Source organism: Deltaproteobacteria bacterium, from assembly GCA_019309045.1.
Classification (GTDB): Bacteria; Desulfobacterota; Syntrophobacteria; order BM002; family BM002; genus JAFDGZ01.
On sequence record JAFDGZ010000165.1, the window covers coordinates 1 to 3,624 of the forward strand.

Here is a 3,624-nt window from a genome sequence, read left to right on the forward strand (position 1 = left end):
TGAATGCACCTTGTTGGCCAATGCTGATAGTCATTCCCTTGATAGCTGCATTCAGGTCCGACTTTGACAGCTCCGCAGCAAACTCCTGTTGAAATCGCACCTGCTCTGGAAATGGTTCCCCAAAATTTTCACAACTGCTCCTGACATCTCCGGATGAAGCAGTTATTGCCGCTCTGTTATTTTCGGCCAGCGACCCTCCATCGGCTGATTGTCGCTCGAACATTGTTTTTAACAACCGCCGACATTCTGCAACCTCCGGGTGGTCAACACCAAGATGCTTTTCCTTGGAATTGGCCATAGCGCGCTTGTTGCTAGCGAGTCTTTTCAAGACCAGACTATGAATAGACTTTGTTGAATTGGGCCTCTCGCCCCTTGGGTCGCCATGAGCCCCTTTTTGTTTCTCATGCCCTGCAGCTGCTTCAACAGAATTAGCTTGAGAATAGTATACCAGGGCAAGATTTTTCTGTGATTCTGCCACCCGCAGGTCATCAGAGCCAAAAGTATTTGTTGCCAGTTCAAGAGCCTGTTCCGCGGGTTTCACAGCGGCCACATACCAACCCTGCTGATGGAAGGCAATCACTCGTGCATTCAATTGTCGCCATTTCTCTACATAGTCCACCCCTAAACCTCCCTTAGCACTCTGTGACTATTCATAATCTGGAATTTCTCACCGGGGTTGTCCTCTCCTGGCGGCTTCTCAGCCTCAGGCCGCACTGTTTGCTGGCAACAGTGCGGCGACTGCCGCATCTTGCCTTCGGCACTGTCGCACTACACAGGTGATCACAAAGTATTCCTCTTTCCCAGCCTCCACCTTCCCCCGGGAACTATTCCTCACTGTTCCTCAAACAATGCAGCCTCACGCACCTTGTAGAGCGTCAAGGTTAATCAAGCAATAACAGTGCCAGTTCGCCCGGAAGTACAGAGAGAAAATGGTATAGAGATGAGATAATTAGCCTGGAAGAGATATGAGAACATGGAAAAGGCGAGCCGAGCTATAGCATAGCTCGCATCTGGAGAAAGATAGCGGTTACCGATGTACGCCTGAGGCAACTGTAAAATAGGCGGCCGCTCGGCCATACGGCTTTCCAAGCCTGGTCTCCCCCGGCTAGCGATCGCCGCAGGGTGCCATTGTCCCAGCCAAAAACATTGGCCCCAGACACCGAGAACTCGACAAATGCAGCCCACTCCATAACAGCCTTTAACCATAGAAGGCTGGCCATGGCTTGAGGAATCGCTGCTGCCGCTTCACGACTCTGTGAAAGGAGCCTGGCGCTGCCCTGGGCAGGTACACCAACCGGGCTCACTGCAAGGGCAGCGACGCGCCTGTCGGCAATCAGCTGCGGCTACGGCAGAAAAGACGCCCACGCTCATGCACCCCTGAGGTAACGCACATCCTGACCGTAGCCCCTGCCTCCTGCTGATTGCGGCAACATGCATTCACCTGGAAAGATTCTGCTCTGATCTTATTGAAGTTCTGCCGGTTTCTCCTCATAAAGATGTATGTCGCGCTGTGGGAAGGGAATTGATATGCCCTCTTCATCGAAACGCCTTTTTACAGTCTCTGTTGTGTCAAAATAAACATTCCAATAGTCTGCCGTCTTTACCCACGGCCGAACCACAAAATTAACGCTGCTGTCCGCCAGTTCTGACACAGCAATCGTCGGTGCTGGGTCTTTGAGCACTCGCTCGTCCTGCGCTAGAATACCCTGCAGAACCTGTCTCACCTTCTTGAGGTCGTCGCCGTAGCCCACACCTATTACCATATCCACTCGCCTGGTATCCTTGGCGGAATAATTGATGATGTTGTCTCCCATAAGCTTGGCGTTCGGCACTATTATGGTCTTATTGTCAGGGGTAGTGAGCTGAGTAGTGAAAATCTGGATCTCTGCAACTACCCCAGCAACGCCGGCGGCTTCAACATAGTCGCCTGCCTTCAATGGTCTGAAGAGAATCATCAGAACTCCAGCAGCAAAATTTGCCAGAGACCCCTGCAAGGCAAGACCGATTGCCAGGCCAGCGGCACCGATGACGGCAATGAATGAAGTTGTCTGGACTCCCAGTTGGTTTATCGCCGCAATGACCACAAACGTCAACAGTGCCACATAGGTAAGGTTTCCAATAAAGGATATCAGGGTAGCATCAACATTGCTCCTGGTCATCATTCTCTCAACGAAATTTTTCAGTGCCTTGGCGATCCAGCGTCCTACAACAAGGATGATAATCGCCGCCAGGATCCTGATGCCGTAAAAAGCGGCGAATTCCTGTAATCTTGGTAGAATGGTGCTAAAATCCATGCATTCCTCCCTTTCCTTTCAAGCCTTTTGGTTCTTGTTGTCTCTAGTTAGTCCCGAAATTGCTCCCAGATCTGAGCGACTGCGGTGGCGATTCCCATGAGCAGCAGAGCAATATAAGTACGGCAAGAAATTAACCTCGCTTCTTGGGAATCTTTCGATACCAACTGACTGGTTCACTACAAATACTACAGCTGTAAAGGGGTACCTCTATCACAGTGGAACCGCAGTATAAACAGACAAAGTAATCCACCGGGTTTTTCTCGAATTCTCTCACCAGGAATCTAAAAAATATGCCGGAGTATTTCACTATTTGAGAAATATGTTCTCGATGCTGCTGGTGCGATTCCAGAGCATATTTACAATACCGCAGAGCCTTCTCATAATTTTCGTGCTGCAGATGTTTCAGAAGCTCTGGATACTTGTAATCTATCAACTGCAGCTCATGTTTTGCTGCTCTTCTGATATTTTTTTTCGTGGTGGCAACATTGACTTCCAGTCCTTTCCACACGGGCGCGGCCTTATCCAGCTCAACAAAGCATTTGGAAAAGTTGTCTGCATGGATTTTTTCCGATATGGCAAACGCTGTAAAAAGGTAGGCAATATTGTGATATTTTTCAGAATCAGCCTTTTTGCTGAAGGCCACATAGTTATGGTGCGCCTCCATTTCTGTGTCATAAGCATCTTTGAGAGCAGCTAATGTGAGAGGAAAGTGGCCTGCCGCTGCAACCGCCTCAAGTTTCAGCAGCTCCCTGCTCAACAGAAGCAGCATCAGGGCAAGGCCACTCTTCTTGAGAAACTGCCTCCTGGTCACTGCTGAGTCTTTATCGGTAACTGCCTCTTCGGTCATTACGTGGGTATCTTCTCACCCTGATTATCGAGATTGGTGCTGACTGTTGCTGAACAAAGCAGCTGGCGGGTCAATGACTGAAGCGAACTCTATCACAGCAGGGACAAAAGGGTCAAACATAAAAGCTCAATCCGATTGGCTGCTGAATCGGGGTCAATGAAATCAGGGCCTTTGTCTCAGGCCCTGTGTCCCTCTTGAATTCACTGTGATCAACCAGGAGATAGGCACCGGCACCATGAAGCAAGCCGGTAAAGTATAAACTCGCGTAAATAGCCACTGTAGCTCAGTTAATAGCTGCCGAGAATCTTGAGATAATCTGTCTTGGCTTCCAGCTCCACCAGCACCGGCTTGAAGGAGTTAGCGTCCACGTCTGCCTCCAGATCCACGTAGAACATATACTCCCAGGGCTTGCCGTGGATAGGCCGAGATTCCAATTTGACCAGGTTGACCTGGTGATCAGCGAACACCTTGAGCACGTTGAAC

General features: G+C 49.8%; 4 protein-coding genes. All 4 read right to left on the reverse strand.

All coding sequences use genetic code 11. The features are described from left to right. On the reverse strand, positions 1 to 619 hold a 619-nt coding region (locus JRI89_17165), incomplete at its 3' end, for a tetratricopeptide repeat protein (protein ID MBW2072961.1). A gap of 844 nt (positions 620 to 1,463) precedes the next feature. Further along, positions 1,464 to 2,294 carry a mechanosensitive ion channel gene (locus tag JRI89_17170; protein MBW2072962.1) on the reverse strand — a complete coding sequence of 277 codons (831 nt, stop codon included), beginning with the start codon at positions 2,292 to 2,294 and terminating at the stop codon, positions 1,464 to 1,466. A gap of 130 nt (positions 2,295 to 2,424) precedes the next feature. Next, a complete protein-coding gene (locus JRI89_17175; protein MBW2072963.1) occupies positions 2,425 to 3,141 on the reverse strand; it encodes a rubrerythrin family protein in 717 nt (238 codons plus the stop codon). Positions 3,142 to 3,428: 287 nt separating this feature from the next. Next, positions 3,429 to 3,624 (reverse strand): phospho-2-dehydro-3-deoxyheptonate aldolase (locus tag JRI89_17180; GenBank protein MBW2072964.1); only part of this gene is annotated, 196 nt, incomplete at its 5' end.

Coding starts and splice junctions, on each gene's coding strand:
- JRI89_17170 (MBW2072962.1), bottom strand. CDS start 2,294: ATGGATTTTAGCACCATTCTACCAAGATTACAGGAATTCGCCGCTTTT.
- JRI89_17175 (MBW2072963.1), bottom strand. CDS start 3,141: ATGACCGAAGAGGCAGTTACCGATAAAGACTCAGCAGTGACCAGGAGG.